This window comes from Pseudomonas sp. 3JA (genome assembly GCF_036961705.1).
GTDB lineage: Bacteria > Pseudomonadota > Gammaproteobacteria > Pseudomonadales > Pseudomonadaceae > Aquipseudomonas > Aquipseudomonas fluorescens_Q.
The window spans coordinates 119,756-138,493 of sequence record NZ_JBAMDJ010000015.1 but is presented as its reverse complement, the minus strand read 5'-3'; the positions used below and the strand labels follow the sequence as shown (position 1 = coordinate 138,493).

General features: G+C 58.2%; 19 protein-coding genes and 1 pseudogene. 13 read left to right on the top strand and 7 right to left on the bottom strand.

Annotated elements, in window-relative coordinates:
* The first annotated feature begins 350 nt into the window (after window positions 1-350).
* Entirely contained in the window at window positions 351-1,673 is a 1,323-nt protein-coding gene (locus V7773_RS14335) for an OprD family porin (RefSeq protein WP_063323888.1), read from the top strand.
* 120 nt (window positions 1,674-1,793) lie between these two features.
* Here V7773_RS14335 and hepT read toward each other — a convergent pair whose 3' ends face one another.
* Together hepT and mntA are read right to left on the bottom strand one after the other, a co-directional pair.
* Complete coding sequence (hepT, locus tag V7773_RS14330) at window positions 1,794-2,222, bottom strand: type VII toxin-antitoxin system HepT family RNase toxin (protein ID WP_336073951.1); 429 nt, start codon at window positions 2,220-2,222, stop codon at window positions 1,794-1,796.
* Complete coding sequence (mntA, locus tag V7773_RS14325) at window positions 2,212-2,607, bottom strand: type VII toxin-antitoxin system MntA family adenylyltransferase antitoxin (protein ID WP_336073950.1); 396 nt, start codon at window positions 2,605-2,607, stop codon at window positions 2,212-2,214. Before mntA ends, hepT begins: the two co-directional genes overlap by 11 nt.
* A 698-nt stretch (window positions 2,608-3,305) precedes the next feature.
* Between mntA and V7773_RS14320 the strand changes: the two genes are divergently transcribed.
* From V7773_RS14320 to V7773_RS14280, 9 genes are all read left to right on the top strand, one after another.
* Window positions 3,306-3,614 carry an FAD-dependent oxidoreductase gene (locus V7773_RS14320; protein WP_336073949.1) on the top strand — a complete coding sequence of 103 codons (309 nt, stop codon included), beginning with the start codon at window positions 3,306-3,308 and terminating at the stop codon, window positions 3,612-3,614.
* Window positions 3,614-5,149: an MFS transporter gene (locus V7773_RS14315; RefSeq protein ID WP_336073948.1), complete on the top strand. Its 1,536-nt coding sequence runs from the start codon at window positions 3,614-3,616 to the stop codon at window positions 5,147-5,149. Before V7773_RS14320 ends, V7773_RS14315 begins: the two co-directional genes overlap by 1 nt.
* 335 nt (window positions 5,150-5,484) lie before the next feature.
* Entirely contained in the window at window positions 5,485-6,123 is a 639-nt protein-coding gene (locus V7773_RS14310; protein ID WP_024617266.1) for a peroxiredoxin, read from the top strand.
* A 328-nt stretch (window positions 6,124-6,451) separates the two neighbouring features.
* Window positions 6,452-7,045 (top strand): NADPH-dependent FMN reductase, encoded by a 594-nt coding sequence (ssuE, locus tag V7773_RS14305; protein ID WP_336073947.1) that lies wholly within the window; start codon window positions 6,452-6,454, stop codon window positions 7,043-7,045.
* Window positions 7,046-7,135: 90 nt separating this feature from the next.
* The gene (locus tag V7773_RS14300) at window positions 7,136-8,101 is read left to right on the top strand and encodes a sulfonate ABC transporter substrate-binding protein (protein ID WP_336073946.1); all 966 of its coding nucleotides are present in this window, start codon (window positions 7,136-7,138) and stop codon (window positions 8,099-8,101) included.
* A gap of 24 nt (window positions 8,102-8,125) precedes the next feature.
* Window positions 8,126-9,274 carry an FMNH2-dependent alkanesulfonate monooxygenase gene (gene ssuD / locus V7773_RS14295; protein ID WP_063323893.1) on the top strand — a complete coding sequence of 383 codons (1,149 nt, stop codon included), beginning with the start codon at window positions 8,126-8,128 and terminating at the stop codon, window positions 9,272-9,274.
* A gap of 7 nt (window positions 9,275-9,281) precedes the next feature.
* Window positions 9,282-10,064, top strand: coding sequence for an aliphatic sulfonate ABC transporter permease SsuC (ssuC, locus tag V7773_RS14290; protein WP_336073945.1), 783 nt, complete (start codon window positions 9,282-9,284; stop codon window positions 10,062-10,064).
* Window positions 10,061-10,867, top strand: coding sequence for an aliphatic sulfonates ABC transporter ATP-binding protein (gene ssuB, locus V7773_RS14285; protein WP_092149120.1), 807 nt, complete (start codon window positions 10,061-10,063; stop codon window positions 10,865-10,867). Before ssuC ends, ssuB begins: the two co-directional genes overlap by 4 nt.
* A gap of 25 nt (window positions 10,868-10,892) precedes the next feature.
* The gene (locus V7773_RS14280) at window positions 10,893-11,108 is read left to right on the top strand and encodes a TOBE domain-containing protein (RefSeq protein ID WP_003177394.1); all 216 of its coding nucleotides are present in this window, start codon (window positions 10,893-10,895) and stop codon (window positions 11,106-11,108) included.
* Window positions 11,109-11,286: 178 nt separating this feature from the next.
* Here the strand turns inward: V7773_RS14280 and V7773_RS14275 are convergent, their stop codons facing one another.
* The 3 genes from V7773_RS14275 to V7773_RS14265 all read right to left on the bottom strand — a co-directional run bounded on the left by V7773_RS14275 (window position 11,287) and on the right by V7773_RS14265 (window position 13,304).
* On the bottom strand, window positions 11,287-12,258 hold the full coding sequence (locus tag V7773_RS14275) for a CorA family divalent cation transporter (protein WP_092413275.1): 972 nt from the start codon (window positions 12,256-12,258) through the stop codon (window positions 11,287-11,289).
* Between the two features lie 40 nt (window positions 12,259-12,298).
* Complete coding sequence (locus V7773_RS14270) at window positions 12,299-12,481, bottom strand: hypothetical protein (RefSeq protein ID WP_092149114.1); 183 nt, start codon at window positions 12,479-12,481, stop codon at window positions 12,299-12,301.
* A 109-nt stretch (window positions 12,482-12,590) separates the two neighbouring features.
* The gene (locus V7773_RS14265; RefSeq protein WP_092149111.1) at window positions 12,591-13,304 is read right to left on the bottom strand and encodes an MgtC/SapB family protein; all 714 of its coding nucleotides are present in this window, start codon (window positions 13,302-13,304) and stop codon (window positions 12,591-12,593) included.
* A gap of 413 nt (window positions 13,305-13,717) precedes the next feature.
* Between V7773_RS14265 and V7773_RS30480 the strand changes: the two are divergent.
* Window positions 13,718-13,783 (top strand): annotated as a pseudogene (locus V7773_RS30480) (TOBE domain-containing protein); the annotation flags it as partial.
* Between the two features lie 180 nt (window positions 13,784-13,963).
* Here the strand turns inward: V7773_RS30480 and V7773_RS14255 are convergent.
* Both V7773_RS14255 and V7773_RS14250 read right to left on the bottom strand, forming a co-directional pair.
* The gene (locus V7773_RS14255) at window positions 13,964-14,596 is read right to left on the bottom strand and encodes a TetR/AcrR family transcriptional regulator (RefSeq protein ID WP_063323896.1); all 633 of its coding nucleotides are present in this window, start codon (window positions 14,594-14,596) and stop codon (window positions 13,964-13,966) included.
* Between the two features lie 286 nt (window positions 14,597-14,882).
* Window positions 14,883-16,259, bottom strand: coding sequence for a glutamine synthetase family protein (locus tag V7773_RS14250; RefSeq protein WP_014340747.1), 1,377 nt, complete (start codon window positions 16,257-16,259; stop codon window positions 14,883-14,885).
* 278 nt (window positions 16,260-16,537) lie between these two features.
* Here V7773_RS14250 and V7773_RS14245 point away from each other — a divergent pair, with 278 nt between their 5' ends.
* Both V7773_RS14245 and V7773_RS14240 read left to right on the top strand, forming a co-directional pair.
* On the top strand, window positions 16,538-17,314 hold the full coding sequence (locus V7773_RS14245) for a gamma-glutamyl-gamma-aminobutyrate hydrolase family protein (RefSeq protein WP_092149108.1): 777 nt from the start codon (window positions 16,538-16,540) through the stop codon (window positions 17,312-17,314).
* A gap of 40 nt (window positions 17,315-17,354) precedes the next feature.
* Window positions 17,355-18,713, top strand: a complete 1,359-nt coding sequence (locus tag V7773_RS14240) for a glutamine synthetase family protein (protein ID WP_018610575.1) — start codon at window positions 17,355-17,357, stop codon at window positions 18,711-18,713.
* The last annotated feature ends 25 nt before the right edge of the window (window positions 18,714-18,738 follow it).

The following is an 18,738-nucleotide window of genomic DNA, read 5'->3' as shown; positions in this document are numbered from 1 at the left end:
TGAGTATCTAGAGCAGGCCTCTACGCCGGGGATTTCCTTTCTGGGAGGTCCCGACAGAAAACCATTCAGTAATCAGCAGGCTGGCCGATACGCCGGGTCACGGTTGACGAAGCTTTGATGGCGGCTATATTTCCAAACGAGCTGAAAACTGTTGAAACAATTCTTTTTGGGATTATAAAAAATCCATTATCCTGCGGGCCGGTGTAGAGGGGTTAGACCATAGTCGTAGTCATAAATGCTTACGATTGACTTGTCAGTCACGGTCTGGCGCTAATCGCGCATCCGCGGAATCCGGGCGTTCGATCCGGAGCCAAAGATACACAAGAATTAGAAAACGAGAGGAGCGAAGCATGAACAAGTCCACCTTGGCCCTGGCAGTGGCCGTTGGGGTTCTGGCGCAGCAAGCAGGCGCCGCCGGTTTTATCGAAGACAGCAAGGCTACCTTGGGTCTGCGCAACTTCTACATCAACACGGATAACCGTGATTCGGCTGCTACAACGAACAAGTCTGAAGAATGGGGCCAAGGTTTCGACCTGCGCTTCACTTCCGGCTACACCCAAGGCACCGTCGGCTTCGGTATCGATGCTATCGGCCTGCTGGGTATCAGGCTGGATTCGGGCGGCGGTACCAACGGTGCCTCCAATAACAGCTACGGCGGCACGGTCTTCCCGAGCAAGTCCAACGGCGAAGCGGTGGATAACTTCTCCAGCCTGGGCCTGACCGCCAAGGCGAAGATATCCCAGACCGAGCTGAAGCTGGGCACCCTGCAGCCAAAACTGCCGGTCATCGTGACCAACGATGGTCGTCTGCTGCCGCAAACCTTCCAGGGTGGCCAGATCACCTCGAACGAGATCAAGGACCTGACGCTCGTCGGCGGCCAGATCGAGCACGCCAAGGGGCGTAACTCAAGCAACAACGAGGAGTTGTCCATTGCCGGTGCGAACGGTCGTACCGCCAGCGGTCGTGACAGCAACAAGTTCATCTACGGTGGCGGTGACTACAAAATCACCAAGGACCTGACTGCCCAGTACTACTACGGCAACCTGGAAGACTTCTACAAGCAACACTTCCTGGGCCTGATCCACAACTGGGCCATCGGCCCGGGTGTACTGAAGTCCGACCTGCGTTATTTCAACAGCCGCAGCGACGGCGCCAATGGTCATGACTCCACCTACTACACCACTGGCTACTATGGCGGCAGCGTCACCAAGGGCAAGGTCGACAACAACCTGTACAGCGGCCTGTTTCTGTACACCGTTGCCGGTCACACCTTTGGTGGTGGTTACCAAGCGAGCAACGGCGACAGTGATTTCCCTTGGCTGAACCAGGGCGACGGGTCGTCGGCTTACCTGACCACCGACATGCAAATCGCCAAGTTCGCCCGTGCCGGTGAACGTACCTGGCAGGGTCGCTACTCGTACGACTTCGCCAAGCTCGGCGTTCCTGGCTTGACCGCTGGTGTCATCTACCTGCGCGGCGACAACATCGACCACGCCACTGGTGACAAGACCGAGTGGGAACGTGACATCACTGTTGGCTACGTCGTACCGGAAGGTGCGCTGAAGAACGTTGGCGTGATGTGGAAAAACGCTACCTGGCGTAACGACATCCCAGGTCAGCGCGACCAGGATGAAAACCGCCTGATCGTCAGCTATTCGATCCCGCTGCTGTAAGCAACGCGCTCACCTGACGAAAAAAAGCCCCGCCCGGCATCACGCCGGACGGGGCTTTTGCGTTTTCGGCGGCAGGTAGCAAGCTCTATCCCTTACTCCTTCTGCCGCGACGACCCAGTGCTATGACGCCGACTCCCTCGCGTCCTTACGCAGGACGAACGCACTGAATGCCAGGAAATCGTCCAGATGGCCGGTAATGATCGCAACCATGATCGGCAGTTGCAGAGCTTGATAGTCATGCACGGCGATGTTCATGAAGCCCACCATGTTCTTCAGATTTTTCACCAAACCTTCTTCCACCCAGCCACTTTGGAAAAGCAACTCGAACACATCCCGGGAGCTTTGCGGGACACCCAACCGCTCACGTCGAATCAAATGCTGCCCTATATCCAGCGCCGCTTTACATGCACGCTGGATATTCAGAACAGCCGAATCCTGGCGAGTGAAATCGGTGGCAAATGTAGCGGGATCCTTCTCGTATTCCTCCCGCACCCGGGCGATACAACGCTCGATACTCGCTGCTTTGTTGATCAGTACGTCATCGGCCATACACGCTGCCTTCTTCCTGAATATCCTTGAACAAGCCTGCCCGAGCCTCGTCGAGAGCGGTCTTTTCGCTGAGAACAAAACACTCGAACAACCCCGCCTGTACGTCGCGGGCCCAGAGTCTCTGGCCTCGGGTCACGATCTGATATTGCATGACGGTGGTTGTCGCACGTAGGTCAATCAGATCCACCGGACTGCCAGCGATATCTGCCAAATCCCCTGAAAGCTGCCATAACGACACAGGGTCAACCTCGCCGGACAAGAGCACAGCCATATCGACATCACTGTCAGCTCCGGCGGTTCCCTGTGCATGGCTACCGAACAGGTATACCGCGAGTAAATCGGGCAAGTGATTTTGCAGATGGATCAACAAGGCTTGAGTGTTCATGCTGCCTATCCTGGCTTGTCTTGAGATCGGATCAATAATTTACGGCTTAAGATGCAAGTAACCCGACAAAGAACGGCCTATAAAGACTGATCTGTATGGGTGGCCGCCTCAATGGGAAGTCGAGCTTGTAAAAATCGACTCTTTAAGGAGTTTCTAGCTACGATCAGAAGTTTTCACGCCATAGGCTTGTTGATTGTGATGCTTCTGTTTTACTTAATTGTGAGTTTAATTGGTTTTTTTTGTTGTGGGGCCGCGCAAGGCATATTACTCAGTGGGTCTGTGGTTGGTCGTGGGAAATTTCCTGCGGGCTATTATGTTGCAAGCGTAGGATGTTTCTTTATCGTTGGAAGAGTCGAGTTTTGGTGGTAGATGATGAGGTTCTACTGGGTAAATTAATGACTTGAGAAGGATGGCTTTCTAAGGAAGTGCCGAAAAGGCTCCCGTGCTGTGACAGACGAAGTGAACGGTTAGGGCCGATAAGGCAGATGTTTCCTCTGATGCCGAATATACCGGCAAACCTGAACGGAACCAAGGTGAGGTTATCCGAGTTATAAAATCTATGCGTGCGTGTGTCGCAAAGAAATGCACCTATTGCATCGTGTCTATTCCATGAAGTTGCGCTTGAGCCTAGGTTTTTCTTCTGTCGGTTTCGTAAATTTGAATGTTCATGTTCTTAGGTATGAAGTTTGGAGTTGAAAATGATCTATGACGTTGTTGTAGTCGGTAGCGGTGTTATAGGCGGTTCGATTGCTTTTGAGTTAGCGAGTCGAGGATTAAAAGTTTGTAGGGTTGGTGAGACGGATAGGACTAATGCCGCATCCAAAGCAGCGGGTGCGATGAATGGTTGTTTCGGCGAAGTCACCAGCGGGCTGCTTGCTTGTGGACACGGACGTTTGAAACTGGCTATGGATATCCAGGCCAAAGGTATGTGGCCGCAATGGGCGCAGAGGCTTGCACAGGCCTCGGGGCTCTTCAACATACTGAGCTCTCCAAGGAGAAACAACTGATGCACGGAGCGGCAACCTCTCTTGCCTTCATTATCAAGGACCGCTCGAAGGGCGCAGCTTTGCTGGTGATCATGCTTCCGGTTCTGTTGGTGACTATCGATAACACGATCCTCAATTTCGCCTTGCCTCAAATCGCTGCTGCACTGAATCCGTCTGCTGCCGAGCAGCTGTGGATGATTGATGCCTACTCTTTGGTGCTAGCGGGGTTACTGGTGACCATGGGCAGTTCTGGAGATCGTTTTGGTCATCGGCGCATGCTTTGCCTAGGCTGTGCCGGGTTCGCTTTAGTGTCGGTTTGTATAGTTTTTTCACAGCAAGCTTGGCACTTGATTGCGGGACGGGCGCTGTTGGGGTGTTTCGGCGCAATGATTCTGCCAGCGACCCTTGCGCTGATTCGCACCGCATTCGAGGATCGTGAAGAACGACGCTTGGCGGTGGCTGTCTGGGCAACCTGCCTGACCATCGGGTCGGCATTGGGGCCGTTGCTGGGCGGCGTGCTGTTGCAGTATTTCGATTGGCAATCGGTTTTCCTGGTTGCTCTACCGTTCCTGCTGCCGGTGCTGCTCTTGGCGCCGATGATCACCGAATCGCCACGGCAGTCTGGCAGATCGACTGATTACCTAAGTATCGTATTGAGCTTGGGAGCCATGACGGGCGTGATGCTGGGCCTCAAGCATCTGGCTACGGTTGGCTTCGATGGCCGGGTGTTATTCTGGGCGCTCTCTGGAGTCTTTCTGGGCGTGGTTTTTGTCCGTCGCCAGTTACGGTTGGAACAGCCACTGCTGGATCTTAAGCTATTCGCTTCTTCTGCCTTCAGTGTCTCCATTGTGACGAACCTTGTAAGCCTGGGCTTGTTGATCGGGTTCATTTTCTTTGCCACTCAATTGTTGCAACTGGTATTTGGACTTTCCCCGTTGCTGGCTAGCTTGATACTGGTGCCGGGGCAAATACTGGCGATCATCGCCGGCCTCGCTATCGTGCCTGTGGCGCAAAAAATCGCACCGAACAAGGTCATTACCGGGTGTTTACTAATTGCCGCGGCAGCCTTTTCGGTGATGGCGCTGTTTGCCGCCACTGCTCTGACGGTAGGGCTGGCTTTCGTGTTGCTCAATGTCAGCATTGCTGCAATCACTACAGTGTCCAATGACCTTGTGTTAGGCGCGGTTCCGGCCGACCGCGCCGGTAGTGCCTCGTCCGTCAGTGAGACGGCTTATGAGGTTGGCGTGGTGTTGGGTACCACATTGATTGGTGGGGGCGTAGCGGCTTTGTATCGGTTGTCGTTGGCGATACCCGAGGGAATGGCCGAAGAAGTAGTGGCTGCAGCAGCAACCCTGGGAGGGGCGCACGCCGTCAGTCAAACTCAGTCTTCCCTTGTGGCAACGCGGATTCTGGAAATGGCCGATGGCGCGTTCAGGGAGGGGGTCATGATGACAAGCGCTCTTATGGCTGGTCTGATTGTGCTGTTTGCGTTGGTTACATACCGTTATCTGCAAGTGCGAAGCTCCCCGGATCCAGTTGAAAATCGACACCCATAGAATCAGACGATGGAGCCTAAGCCACTCATCGCGAGCAAACTTGCTTTCCTAGGGTAATACCTCGGCAAAAAAAGCCCCGCCCGGCAGCACGCCGGGCGGGGCTTTTGCGTTTCGGGTCTGGCCCACCCCTGTAGCCTTCCCCGAACCTTCTCCTCTTTTCAGCAACTCGAGGCCTTCTCGAACCTCGGAAATGATCTTGGGCCGCTATGCGCCAGGGCGCCAGTGAACAGTTTTTTATATTCATTAATGATCTAAATAAATGGGTATTCATTCTTTTTAAAGCAATGAAAACCGGTGCACAGTTGGTCCCACAACAACCATCCAGGAGCCCCACCATGAGCCTCAGACTCGGCGACATCGCCCCCGACTTCGAACAGGATTCCAGCGCCGGCAAGATCCGTTTCCACGAATGGCTCGGTGACAGCTGGGGCGTGCTGTTTTCCCACCCGGCGGATTTCACCCCGGTGTGTACCACCGAGTTGGGCCTGACCGCCAAGCTCAAGGATGAATTCGCCCAGCGCGGGGTCAAGGCCATTGCCCTCTCGGTTGACCCGGTGGACTCGCACCACAAATGGATCGAGGACATCAACGAGACCCAGAACGCCGTGGTCAATTTTCCGATCCTGGCCGATGCCGATCGCAAGGTGTCGGACCTGTACGACCTGATCCATCCCAACGCCAGCGACACGTTGACTGTGCGTTCCTTGTTCGTGATCGACCCGAACAAGAAGATCCGCCTGACCATTACCTACCCGGCCAGCACCGGGCGCAATTTCAATGAGATCCTGCGGGTGATCGACTCGCTCCAATTGACCGACAACTACAAAGTCGCCACCCCGGCCAACTGGCAGGACGGTGATGAAGTGGTGATCGTGCCGTCGCTCAAGGATGAAGAGGAACTCAAGCAGCGCTTCCCCAAGGGTTATCGCGCCGTGAAACCTTACCTGCGCCTGACCCCGCAGCCCAATCGCTGAGGCAACACCTGAACCTGATCTGATGATCGTTCCACGCTTGCGTGGGAACGCCTCAACGGACGCTCCGCGTTCGGCTTTTGGGACGCAGAGCGTCCCTGGCTGCATTCCCACGCAGAGCGTGGGGAGCGATCAGTACCTGTGCACCAAGGGTTTTGGCCGTTTCGACGGCCTTTTTTATTGCGCCAAGGAAAAGACATTGCATATCTCAAAATTGCATAACCAAATGAATAAATATGATTTATGGATATATAAATCCCCTGTTATGGTTTGACCCATACAGCGAGATCGCCCACCGCGAATCGCACGTGACAGTTAAGGAAGGGTAGGCATGTTGGTCGTCTCACTCGGTGGCAGTCCCAGTCAACGCTCCCGCTCCGGGGTGCTGCTGGAGCGGTCGCAACGCTGGTTGCAGCAGCAAGGTGTGGAAGTGGTGAGCTATCAGGTGCGCGACTTCCCGGCCGAAGATCTGCTCCATGCCCGTTTCGACAGCCCGAAGGTCGTCGACCTGCTCCAGCAGATCGAAAATGCCGACGGCTTGCTGATTGCCACGCCGGTGTACAAGGCGTCTTTTTCCGGTGCGCTGAAGACCGTACTGGACTTGCTGCCTGAACGGGCCCTGGCCCATAAGGTGGTGTTGCCGATGGCAACCGGCGGCAGCATCGCCCATATGCTGGCGGTGGATTACGCCCTCAAGCCGGTGTTGTCGGCGCTCAAGGCCCAGGAAATGCTCCATGGGATCTTTGCCGAAGACAGCCAGATCGCTTACGGCGAAGGCAGCGCCCAGGCGCAATTGGCACCGGCCCTGCAACAGCGCCTGGACGAAGCGCTGGAACAGTTTTTCAGCGCCATGGCCCGCCGGCCCAGGCCGCTGGACCCCAGTATATTGAACGAACGTTTGTTGAGTGCTCGCTGGAGCATTTGAACCCCTGACACTCTGATTCAACTCACCTTACTCAGCCGCCAACGGCCCAGCAGGTGCAGCCAAAACCCCACAGCAAAAAGGAGAGGCGCCATGCGCACTGTCATTTTGCGTCGCGGGCTGGTCGCTCTGTTTGCTGCGGCTGTGTCCCTCGGCGTCATCGCTCAAGCTCAAGCCGAGACCTTGCGGATCGGTTACCAGAAATACGGCACCCTGGTGCTGCTCAAGGCCAAGGGCTCATTGGAGAAACGTCTCGCCGCCCAAGGCGTGGACGTGCAATGGACCGAGTTCCCCGGCGGCCCGCAGCTGCTGGAAGGCTTGAACGTCGGCTCCATCGACTTTGGCGTGACCGGCGAAACCCCGCCGGTGTTTGCCCAGGCCGCGGGCGCCGATCTGCTCTATGTCGCTTATGAGCCACCGGCACCCACCAGCGAAGCCATCCTCGTGCCCAAGGGGTCGGCCATCCAGTCGGTGCAAGACCTGAAGGGCAAGAAAGTCGCGCTGAACAAAGGCTCCAACGTCCACTACCTGCTGGTGCGGGCGCTGGAAGATGCCGGCCTGGAATATTCCGACATCCAGACCGTTTTCCTGCCGCCGGCCGACGCCCGCGCCGCGTTCGAGCGTGGCAGCGTCGACGCCTGGGTGATCTGGGACCCGTACCAGGCTGCCGCCGAACAGCAATTGCAGGCACGCACCCTGCGTGACGGCAAGGGCATCGTCGATAACCACCAGTTCTACCTCGCCACCAAACCCTATGCGCAAAAAAATCCCCAGGTCATCACAACGCTGGTGGAAGAGGTGCGCGCAGTGGGGGAGTGGTCCAAGGCCAACCCTGAAGACGTGACCAAGCAGGTCTCGCCGCTGCTGGGCCTGCCTGCCGACATCACCCTGACGTCGGTGAAACGCCAAGGCTACGGGGCGTTGTTCCTTACGCCGGAGGTGGTGGCGGCGCAGCAGAAAATCGCCGACAGCTTCTATCAGCTCAAATTGATTCCCAAGCCCTTGAGCATCAAGGACGTGATCTGGACGCCGCCGGCGGCCGTTGCGAAAGCGCAGTAATTCGATCCCTTAGGAGACCACTCCATGAGCCTCAATATTTTCTGGTTCCTGCCTACCCACGGTGACGGCCACTACCTTGGCACCGCCGAAGGCGCCCGCGCCGTCGATCACGGCTACTTGCAACAGATCGCCCAGGCAGCGGATCGACTGGGTTTCGGTGGCGTGCTGATCCCCACCGGGCGTTCCTGCGAGGACTCCTGGCTGGTGGCCGCTTCGTTGATTCCCGTGACCCAGCGCCTGAAATTCCTCGTCGCCCTGCGCCCCGGGATCATTTCCCCGACGGTGGCCGCGCGTCAGGCTGCGACCCTCGACCGGTTGTCCGGCGGGCGGGCGCTGTTCAACCTGGTGACCGGCGGCGACCCGGATGAGTTGGCCGGCGACGGCCTGTTCCTTGACCACGAACAACGCTACCAGGCGTCGGTGGAATTCACCCGTATCTGGCGTCGGGTGCTGGAAGGCGAAACCGTGGATTACGACGGTGAGCACATCAGTGTGAAGGGCGCCAAGCTGCTCTACCCACCGATCCAGCAACCGCGTCCGCCGCTGTATTTCGGCGGCTCGTCGGAAGCCGCCCAGGACTTGGCAGCCGAGCAGGTGGAAATGGTGCTGACCTGGGGCGAGCCGCCAGCAGCCGTCGCGGAAAAAATCCAACAGGTGCGGGCCAAGGCCGCGAAGCTCGGTCGCACCGTACGCTTCGGCATCCGCTTGCATGTGATCGTGCGCGAGACCAACGCCGAAGCCTGGCAAGCGGCCGACCGGCTGATCTCCCACCTGGACGACGAGACCATCGCTCGGGCCCAGGCTTCCCTGGCGCGCTTCGACTCAGTGGGCCAGCAACGCATGGCCGCCCTGCACGGTGGCCGTCGCGACAAGCTGGAAGTCAGCCCCAACCTCTGGGCCGGCGTCGGCCTGGTTCGCGGCGGGGCCGGTACGGCGCTGGTGGGCGATGGCCCGACCGTGGCGGCGCGGGTCAAGGAATACGCCGAGCTTGGCATCGACACCTTCATCTTCTCCGGTTATCCGCACCTGGAAGAGTCCTATCGCGTGGCGGAACTGCTGTTCCCCCACCTGGACGTGGAGCGCCCGGAACTGCCGAAAAGCCAGGGTTATGTGAGCCCGTTCGGTGAAATGGTCGCCAACGATATTCTTCCCAAAGCCGCGTCCCAGAGCTGAGGCGGCCATGAAGAAAATCATCCACAACCTCGCGCCCTGGGCGGTGCCGCTGCTATTGCTGGCGGTATGGCAACTGTCGGTGTCGGCCGGTTGGTTATCCACGCGGATCCTGCCAGCACCCGTGGCCGTGATCGAAGCCGGGGTCAACCTGGTGCGCAGCGGCGAGATCTGGACGCACCTGGCGATCAGCGGCTGGCGGGCAGCCGTCGGATTCCTGATCGGCGGCGGCATCGGCCTGGCCCTGGGCTTCATCACTGGTTTGTCGAAATGGGGCGAGCGTCTGCTGGACAGTTCCGTGCAAATGCTCCGGAACATCCCGCACCTGGCGCTGATTCCGTTGGTGATCCTGTGGTTTGGCATTGATGAGTCGGCGAAGATTTTCCTGGTGGCGCTGGGGACGTTGTTCCCGATCTACCTCAACACCTACCACGGCATTCGCAACGTCGACCCGGCACTGGTGGAAATGTCCCGCAGCTACGGTTTGTCTGGCTTGCGCCTGTTTCGCCAAGTGATCCTGCCTGGCGCCCTGCCTTCGATCCTGGTGGGCGTGCGCTTTGCCCTGGGTTTCATGTGGCTGACGCTGATCGTGGCGGAAACCATCTCGGCCAGCGCCGGCATCGGCTATCTGGCGATGAATGCCCGGGAGTTCCTGCAGACCGATGTGGTGGTGTTGGCGATTCTTCTCTACGCCGTGCTGGGCAAATTGGCCGACCTTGCCGCCCGTGGGCTTGAGCGGGTCTGGCTGCGTTGGCACCCGGCCTACCAGGTGGACAAGGGAGGTGCCGCATGACCGCCCAACAACCTCCGCGCCTGCTGCGTGGCATCCCGCTGGCAGTGCGCAAGCTGCAAAAAACCTTCGGCACACGCCAGGTGTTGCGCGATATCGACCTGCATATCCCGGCCGGACAGTTCGTGGCCGTGGTCGGTCGCAGTGGCTGTGGCAAAAGTACCTTGCTGCGGTTGCTGGCCGGCCTCGATCAACCCACCGACGGCCAACTGTCGGCGGGCTCGGCAGCGTTGAGTGCCGCGCAACAGGACACGCGGTTGATGTTCCAGGAAGCGCGTTTGCTGCCTTGGAAAAAAGTCATCGACAACGTCGGCCTTGGACTAAAGGGCAACTGGCGCTCGCAGGCGCTGCAAGCACTGGAAGCCGTCGGTTTGGCCGACCGTGCCCATGAGTGGCCGGCGGCGCTGTCCGGCGGGCAGAAACAACGAGTGGCCCTGGCCCGCGCGCTGATTCATCAGCCACGCCTGTTGCTGCTCGATGAACCCTTGGGGGCGCTGGACGCACTGACCCGCATCGAGATGCAGCAACTGATCGAAAACCTCTGGCAGCAACACGGCTTCACGGTGTTGCTGGTGACCCACGATGTTAGCGAGGCGGTAGCGATTGCCGATCGGGTGATCCTGATCGAGGACGGCCAGATCGGCCTCGACCTGCCCATCGACCTGCCACGCCCACGGGTTCGCGGCTCTCATCGCCTGGCGAGCCTGGAAACCGAAGTCCTCAACCGCGTGCTGTCCTTGCCCGGTCAACCGCCGGAACCCGAACCTGTTTCACCCTTGCCCACGCAGTTGCGTTGGGCGCAATAACTTCATCCATACAGGAATCGACACCATGACTATCAAAGCCATCAACGTACGCAACCAGTTCAAAGGCACCATCAAGGAAATCGTCGAAGGCGACGTGCTGTCGGAAATCGACGTGCAGACCGCGTCGGGCATCGTCACTTCGGTCATCACCACCCGCTCGGTCAAGGAGCTGGAACTGGCGATTGGCAGCGAAGTGATTGCCTTCGTCAAATCCACCGAGGTGTCTATCGCCAAGTTGTGAGCGATGGTTCACCCGCAGCCCCGGACGGTGTGAGCCTTTCGGGGTTTTTACTTGCTCAGGCTGCATCAGTTCTGGCGTGTCCAATGAGAGCTTCCTGCACCTTTTTGCAGCCAATCTTCAAGGCAACTGGCGCGTCGAGAAAGATCACGTTCGTCGACGAGCCAGTAAGCCCTTTCAACTAGCGCAGCCAACCCTTGCGCTTGATATAAACAAGCGGGAGAACCGCAGCCGAAAGTGTCAGCCCCATTGAATAGATGAAACCGTGCTCCCACGAAAGCTCGGGCATTACCGCGAAGTTCATGCCGTAGAACGTGCCAACCAGCGTGGGCGGCAGGAAAACGGCGGTGATGATGGTGAACACCTTGACGATTTGGTTCTGTTTTATGTTGAGAATGTTCGTCACGGCATTTTGCAGGTACCGTACTTTTTCGTGTTCGAAGTAGGCATGCTCCTTGACGCCCGCAACGTCGGCTGTGAGTTCATTCACAAGGCCCTGCAAATCAGCTTCGGTGGTGTTGTCCACCTCGCTGCTCAGGTATCGCACTGTGCGTGCAAGCGAGAGTTGTGCCTCAATACAGAGAGAGATCAGCTCTTCCTTGTCGTTGAGTGCGCGCATCGTTTCGATCAGGTCCGGTACGCCCAACTCCTTACCATTCGCGTTGTAGCCATCGGAGATTTCGGAGATCTCCTCGGTACTCCTCTCCAACTCGTCGGCAATACGGTCGATGACAGCGTCAGCGCCGTCGTTGGCCATCTGTAGTAACACTCGAAGTATTGCCTTCGGACTTTGGGTATTGGCCGGCTTTCGGCGCAAGCGCTGAAGGGCGACATCAAAAGGGCGGAAGTGCGCGTCATCGCAGAGAATCGCTACCACCTGCTCACCCAAGACAAAGGTCACGCCTCCAAAATGCGGGGTCCCGCTAGCATCCAATGCAAGCAGTTTCGAGCGCATGTACAGAAAATGACCATCCTCTATGACGCTACTGTTTTTCGGGGCGGTTTCGATGCCAAAACGCTGTTGTAGATTCGCGCTTTCTTCGACCGTTGGTGCGTTTACCTCAAGCCAAACGACCTCATGATCATGCTCCGGCTGAGGTAGCCCCTGAGCGATGGAAAGTGTTGCGTGATTGTTGATAATGCTGCGGATCATGTCTGATTACTCGTAGATGGGGCATTGTATGAGCAATGCCCTACTTGGACGTTGGATTGAGCTCGCTGTGGGAAGGCGAGGTTGATGATGTCGTGGTTTCCTGGTCCGGTGGCTGCATGTAGTGCACCGCGGTCATGACTATTGCGAGCACCAGATACAACACGATCACCGCAACGATCACTTCGTTCTCAAGGCTGGTGCGGTTTGGCGGCTTCTTTTTCATGGCAAGCTCCTGGGTTCGTCTCTACGGAGGGGAATAAAACCGGAGGATGAGGTCCTGGTGTCTCCGGTGTGTGCTGACGCCGACGGTGCGGCGTATATCGGCAGGGTGTTTACTCGTCTTGCAGATTGCTGTTGAGCAGTTGCCAACGTACAGAACTCACTCCTTTTTCCAGGCTCACCCGGCTGGCCAACTGTTCCAGTTGTGCCGGGCTTGCGGGCGTGCCGATAAGTTCAGCGCGTACTTCGAGTTTGTCCGGGTTGGCCAAGTCTTCACTGTGCAGTGATTGCAAGCGCAGCGCGCTTCCGCTCAAGCCATGCAGGACGAGGGTGCGCACATGCACTTCATCCTCCGCCCGGCAGACAATGTTGAAAGTGAAGCGCTGATCAACTTCAACGGCGGCGGCTGCGCCCTGGCGATTGATACGCTGGGCGGCCTCGCGTAGGAGGATGTTGGCGCAGAGCACCACCAGCGTTCCGATGGCGGCCTCCAGCATATGTCCCATGCCTGACAAAATGCCTATTGCAGCGGAGCACCAAAGCGTCGCGGCAGTATTGAGACCACGCACATTGAGGCCTTCGCGCATAATCACGCCGGCACCCAGAAAGCCAATGCCTGATACGACTTGAGCGGCTATCCGCGCGGCTCCCGAGCTGTCACCGGTGGCGGTAAGTAGTGAAACCATGACGAACAAGGCCGCGCCGGTCGAAACCAGGGCATTGGTACGCAATCCAGCCAGACGCTGGCGTAGTTGACGTTCGGCACCTACCAGGGCGCCTAGAGTGAGCGCGACGGTCACGCGCAGAAAAAAGATTGTCCAATCCATAATTCACTTCCATACCGATGAAATTGTTCGCAGAGCGAACAGAGTTTTGGGAATGGATCGCGAAGGCTGAGCGAAGGCCCACAGATGCGCTAAGCACTTGCGTGCTGGCACTGGGCGAGTTCATGGGGAAGGAGGCTTTGAATCCCGAGCCGGGACCGAAATACCACTATCCGCCGTAAGACGGCAAGACAGTGGCAGAGAGGGGTTCTGCTGGACTAACTTGCCGTTTTAGCCTGTCGTGATCGACTGGGGTAACTGTCCAAGACTGGACTCCTGTGTGGACTAAAAAGCGGGGGCGAAAGTAATTTCTTTAAGTGCAGAAATCAAGAAACAGCTGGAGGGGATTTGTTTCAGGTCGCGTCAGACATTGTCCCCCGGTTGCTATCACCAGCCGCTCGGTCAAGTAGCTGTAATTGGCCATCGGCAGCGAAGTGATTGCCTTCGTCAAATCCACCGAGGTGTCGATCGCCAAGTTGTGAGCGATGGTTCACCCGCAGCCCCGGACGGCGCGAGCCCTTCGGGTTTTTTTTGTTTTTTGGGCCCTGGCTGCGTTGTTGATCGTTCCCACGCTCTGCGTGGTAACGGCTCTACGGACGCTCCGCGTTCGGCTCTTGGGGACGCGGAGCGTCCCTGGCTGCATTCCCACGCGGAGTGAACGATCAATCAGAACGCTTGGGCAAATACGGCGGCAGGTACAACCCCAGGTAGGCATCGAATACCCGCATGCCTTCTTCGGCCATGCGCGGTGTGATGTGGCCGTGCTGCTGTATCGAGCGGGCGTAGACGCGGTCGCCCAGTTCCATGGCCAGGGCGAACACATCGACGTCGCCGGGCAGGGGCGGCAGGGCGAAATGGTGGTCGAACACCTTGTGCATCAAGTCACTCAGCTCGAGGTCGTGTTGGCGGTCGGCCTGGGTGACTTCGGTCAGGCCGTGCTGGGCCAGGATCAGCTGGCGAGCGGCGGCGTCCTGGTTGTAGATGGCGAGCATGCGCTGTTCCACCAGCCGTGACAGGTCGTGCCAATGGTTCAGCGCTGCATGATCGATCGGTGCTTGCAGGCCCGCGCGAAAAGCGGCGTGGACGTCGGCGGTCAGGGCTTCGAGCAGGGCCGGGACGCTGGCGAAAAAATGGTACACGGAAGAGGGCGGGATCCCGGCGCGCTCGGCGACGCTGTAGATCGACAGGCTGGCCACGCCTTCTGCGGCAAGCAGCGTCCGGGCGGCATCGAGAATGGTGTCGATCCGGGCCTGGCTGCGTGCGCGGGGTTTGCGAGGGGTGGCGATGCGCGTCATGGCTGTCTCCTGCGGGGCTGGCGGGCATTGTACGCAGAGCGAGGGGAGGGTCCATAGCGGCGCTTGGGAAGAAAGGCATCCCTGTGGCGAGGGAGCTTGCTCCCGCTGGGCTGCGAAGCAGCCCCGAAGTCAGCCACTGCGGTGCTTCAGGTTGACCGATTAAGCCTTTTTGGGGCTGCTGCGCAGCCCAGCGGGAGCAAGCTCCCTCGCCACAATGGGTGTTGTGAGCAGCCATAAAAAACGCCGCAGCCTTTAGGGCCGCGGCGTTTTTCTTTACAGCAACCACTTACACGGTATGCAGGTACCAGTTGTACTCGAGGTCGGAGATGGAGTGTTCGAACTCCTCCAGCTCACTTTCCTTGCAGGCCACGAAGATATCGATGTATTTCGGATCGATGTACTTGGCCATGACTTCGCTGTCGTCCAGTTCGCGCAGGGCATCGCGCAAGTTGTTCGGCAGGCTTTGCTCGTTCTGCTCGTAGCTGTTGCCTTCCACCGGCGCACCGGGCTCGATCTTGTTGACCAGGCCGTGGTGCACGCCTGCCAACACGGAGGCCATCAGCAGGTACGGGTTGGCATCGGCACCGGCAACGCGGTGTTCCAGGCGCACGGCATCGGCCGAACCGGTAGGGACGCGCAAAGCCACGGTGCGGTTGTCCAGGCCCCAGGTCGGCGAGTTGGGCACGTAGAACTGTGCGCCGAAACGACGGTAGGAGTTGACGTTCGGGCAGAGGAAAGCCATCTGCGCGGGCAGGGTCTCGAGCACACCGCCGATCGCGTGACGCAGTGCGGCGTTCTGCTCGGGATCCTCGCTGGCAAAAATATTCTTGCCATCTTTATCAAGAATCGAGATGTGGACGTGCAGACCATTACCCGCCTGGCCTGGATACGGCTTGGCCATGAAGGTGGTGTCCATTTCATGGTCGTAGGCGATGTTCTTGATCAGACGCTTGAGCAGGACCGCATAGTCGCAGGCCTTGATCGGGTCGGCCACGTGGTGCAGGTTCACTTCGAACTGCGCCGGAGCACTTTCCTTGACGATGGCGTCGGCGGGAATGCCTTGCTCCTTGGCCCCTTCCAGAATGTCCTGGAGGCAATCGACGTATTCGTCGAGGTCATCGATCAGGTAGACCTGGGTCGAGTGCGGGCGTTTGCCGGAGATCGGCGAGCGGGGCGGTTGTGGGCGTCCATTCACGTTCTCCTGGTCGATCAGGTAGAACTCCAGCTCGAATGCGGCGCAGATGGTCAGGCCCAGTTCATCGAACTTGGTCACGACTTGGCGCAGGACTTCACGTGGGTCGGCGAAGAAAGGTTCGCCTTCAAGTTCGTGCATGGTCATCAGCAGTTGCGCAGTAGGGCGCTTCTGCCAGGGTTCATTGCACAGGGTGTCAGGGATTGGATAACAGATCCGGTCAGCGTCGCCGATGTCCAGGCCCAGGCCGGTGCTTTCCACCGTAGAGCCGTTGATATCCAGGGCAAATAAAGAGGCCGGCAGGTTGATGCCTTTCTCGTAAACCTTGTGGAGGCTGGTGCGTTCTATGCGCTTGCCGCGCACCACACCATTCATATCCGCAATCAGAAGGTCAACGTACAGAACCTCAGGATGTTCCTTAAGGAACGCGTTCGCTTCGTTAAGCTGAACGGCACGCGGGGGTACCGACATGATGCAACACCTTTGTTGTTAAAAATATCAATCATTGATCTCTTCGAAAGCCAGTCAACCCGAACGGCATGCCGAAGTCAAGCAGGGCCTTTTTTGCCCTAAAAAAGCACCTTCAGGGCTTTTTTGAGGCAATTTGGGGCGTTTTTTTCCCTTTAGAGGGCTTGGCGCCCGCAGGCTTGAGCGGGCCGTGTTGTATTTTTTACGGGGGTGTTGTGTAAAAAAATGAACAAGGCTAAGCTCGATTCAAACCCATAACAGCAATAATACCGGGGTGCTTCATGTCTCGCCTGCCGTTAATCGGCGTCACCACCTGCTCCAGGCAGATTGGTCTGCATGCTTATCACATCAGTGGCGAAAAATATTCCCGGGCTGTCGCAACAGCCGCCAAGGGCATGCCAGTGCTGATCCCGTCCCTGGCGGAGCTGTTCCCGCCGTCCGATATTCTGGACGCCCTGGACGGCATTCTTCTGACTGGCTCTCCTTCCAATGTAGAACCTTTTCATTACCAGGGCCCGGCCAGTGCGCCAGGCACTGCTCATGATCCTGCACGGGACGCCACCACCTTGCCGCTGATCCGCGCCGCTGTCGATGCGGGTATCCCGGTGCTGGGCATTTGCCGAGGTTTCCAGGAGATGAACGTAGCCTTTGGCGGCAGCCTGCATCAGAAAGTTCATGAAGTCGGAACGTTCATCGATCATCGTGAAGACGATACTCAAGCGGTGGATGTCCAGTACGGTCCTGCCCATGCCGTACATATCCAGCCTGGTGGTGTACTTGCAGGGTTGGGGTTGCCCCAGCTAATAGAAGTCAACTCGATCCACAGCCAAGGCATCGAGCGCCTGGCACCTGGGTTGCGGGCCGAAGCGGTGGCCCCCGACGGCCTGATCGAGGCTGTTTCGGTGCCAGGAGGCAAGGCTTTTGCTTTAGGTGTGCAATGGCACCCCGAATGGGAGGTAAGCTCTAACCCGCACTACCTTGCGATTTTCCAGGCATTTGGCGATGCCTGCCGAGCAAGGGCAGCACAACGCGACGCCGATGCGTCAAACAACGCCTGACGACTAATAGCCGTCAGGAAACTCACGCCTAGAGGCATTTATGAGTAACAACCTCGACCAGCTCACCGATTGGTTGAAAGACCACAAGATCACAGAAGTCGAATGCATGATTGGCGACCTCACCGGTATCACCCGGGGCAAGATCTCGCCGACCAACAAGTTCATCGCCGAGAAAGGCATGCGCCTGCCCGAGAGCGTTCTGCTCCAGACCGTTACGGGCGACTATGTCGAAGACGACATCTATTACGAACTGCTCGACCCTGCCGACATCGACATGATCTGCCGCCCGGACGAGAACGCAGTATTCCTTGTGCCCTGGGCCATCGAGCCCACCGCCCAGGTCATCCACGACGCTTACGACAAGCAGGGCAACCCCATCGAGCTGTCGCCGCGCAACGTGCTCAAGAAAGTACTCAAGCTCTACGCCGACAAAGGTTGGCAGCCGATCGTCGCGCCGGAAATGGAGTTCTACCTGACCAAGCGCAGCGACGACCCGGACTTTCCACTGCAACCGCCCGTTGGCCGCTCCGGCCGTCCGGAAACCGGCCGGCAGTCCTTTTCGATCGAAGCGGCCAACGAATTCGACCCGCTGTTCGAAGACGTCTACGACTGGTGCGAACTGCAGGAACTGGACCTCGATACCCTGATCCACGAGGACGGCACGGCGCAGATGGAAATCAATTTCCGTCATGGCGATGCCCTGTCCCTGGCCGACCAGATCCTGGTGTTCAAGCGCACCATGCGCGAGGCGGCACTCAAGCACGACGTAGCTGCCACCTTCATGGCCAAGCCCATGACCGGCGAGCCGGGCAGTGCGATGCACCTGCACCAGAGCATCATCGACAAGGAAACCGGCAAGAACGTCTTCTCCAATGAAGACGGGACCATGAGCGATCTGTTCCTGCACCACATTGGTGGCCTGCAGAAATTCATCCCCGAGCTATTGCCGCTGTTCGCCCCCAACGTCAACTCGTTCCGCCGCTTCCTGCCGGACACATCGGCGCCGGTGAACGTGGAGTGGGGCGAAGAGAACCGCACCGTGGGCCTGCGCGTGCCGGATGCCGGACCGCAGAACCGTCGGGTGGAAAACCGCTTGCCGGGCGCCGATGCCAACCCGTACCTGGCGATTGCCGCCAGCCTGCTGTGTGGCTTCATCGGCATGGTCGAAGGCATCAACCCAAGCGCGCCGGTGGTGGGCCGAGGCTATGAACGCCGCAACCTGCGTTTGCCGCTGACCATCGAAGACGCCCTGGAACGCATGGAAAACAGCACCACCATCGAGAAATACCTGGGCAAGAAATTCATCACAGGCTACGTCGCGGTCAAGCGGGCCGAGCATGAAAACTTCAAGCGCGTCATCAGTTCGTGGGAGCGGGAATTCCTGCTCTTCGCCGTCTGAAGCGCCGGGCGAGGCTGCTTCAGGC